General features: G+C 75.6%; 1 protein-coding gene. It reads left to right on the top strand.

Annotated features, from left to right (window positions below):
• A partial coding sequence (locus BKE38_RS29610) for an ATP-dependent DNA helicase (RefSeq protein WP_474104357.1) occupies positions 1-1,533 on the top strand: 1,533 nt, incomplete at both ends.

The raw sequence follows: 1,533 nt of genomic DNA, 5'->3' as shown, positions 1-1,533 counted from the left end.
CGCCCGGGCAGGCCGCGCTGCTGACCCCGGATGGCGAGCTCTTCACCCCGCGCCCGCGCGAGCTGCCGGGGCTGCTGCGGGAGCTTGGCCCGCCGATCCTGGTGCATGCGCCCGCGACGGCGAAGCGGCTGAACCTGCCCGGCCTGCCCGGCGCCTATGACTTGCTGGAGCTGTTCGCCTTCTGCCTGCCGGCGACGCCCGCGCCGCCCACCCCGAGGGGCCTGGCGCTGGCGCTGGAGATGGAGCCGCCGGCCGATGCCGAGGCGGCCGCCGCCCTGCTGCCGCAGATGGCGGCCGAGCTGCTGCGCCGCCTGGCCCGCGCCCGCGGGGCGGTGCTGAACAAGGATGCGGGCGCGCTCGCCGCCCGGATGCGCGATGCCGGCGACTGGCCCTGGGCGGAATCCGTCCTGGCCGCCATCGGCCATCCTGCCGCGCGTGGCTCGGCCGATGCGCTGAAGGTCTGGCGCGTCCTGCCGGACTGGGAGGAGGAGGCGCCGCCGCCGCCGCCGGCCAGCCACAGCGTCACCCCCTCCGACGCCCGCGCCCGGCTGGCCGAGATCCTGGGCGAGGGCGCCGAGCAGCGGCCCTCCCAGGCGGATTTTTCGTCCGCAGCCTCGATGGCCTTCACCCCGCGGGAAAACCCGGGCGAGCCGAAGCTGGTGCTGGCCGAGGCCGGCACCGGCACCGGCAAGACCCTGGGCTATGTGGCGCCGGCCAGCCTCTGGGCCGAGCGCAACGGCGCGCCCGTCTGGATCGCCACCTATACCCGCAACCTGCAGCGCCAGCTCGACCAGGAGCTGGCCCGGCTCTACCCGGACCCGGAGGACCGCCGGAAGCGCGTCGTCATCCGCAAGGGCCGCGAGAATTATCTTTGCCTGTTGAACTATGACGAGGCGGTCACCGGGGCCATGGCCGGGCGCATCGTCGCGCTGTCGCTGGTGGCGCGCTGGGCGCTGGCCACCCGCGACGGCGACCTGCTGGGCGGCGATTTTCCCGGATGGCTTTCCGAGCTTTTCCCGGCCGGCGCCATCTCCCTGCTGGCCGACCGGCGGGGGGAGTGCATCCACTCGGCCTGCCCGCATTGGAAGCGCTGCTATGTCGAGCATTCGATCCGCCGCGCCGCCGGTGCCCATCTGGTGGTGGCCAACCACGCGCTGGTGATGGTGCAGGCGGCGCTGGGCGGCGGCGAGGACGGGCCGGCGCTGCGCTATGTCTTCGACGAGGGCCACCACCTGTTCGACGCCGCCGACGGCGCGTTCTCGGCCGAGCTCTCGGGCGCCGAGATGGCCGAGCTGCGCCGCTGGCTGATGGGCAACGAGGGCGGCCGCGGCCGCGCCCGGGGCCTGCGCCGCCGGCTGGAAGAGCTGCTGGTCGACCACCCGGCGCTGCTGCCGCCGCTGGAGCTGACCGAGCATGCGGCGCGCGCCCTGCCCGCCCCCGGCTGGTGGGACCGCTGGGCCGCCCTGCCCGAGGCCGATGCCGAGCGCGCCGAGGACCGTGAGGAGGAGCCCGAGGACCCGCGCGGCCCCACCG

This window comes from Teichococcus deserti, from assembly GCF_001982615.1.
GTDB classification, from domain to species: Bacteria; Pseudomonadota; Alphaproteobacteria; order Acetobacterales; family Acetobacteraceae; genus Pseudoroseomonas; species Pseudoroseomonas deserti.
The sequence above is the reverse complement of the archived record's forward strand: the minus strand, read 5'-3'. Positions and strand labels throughout refer to the sequence as shown.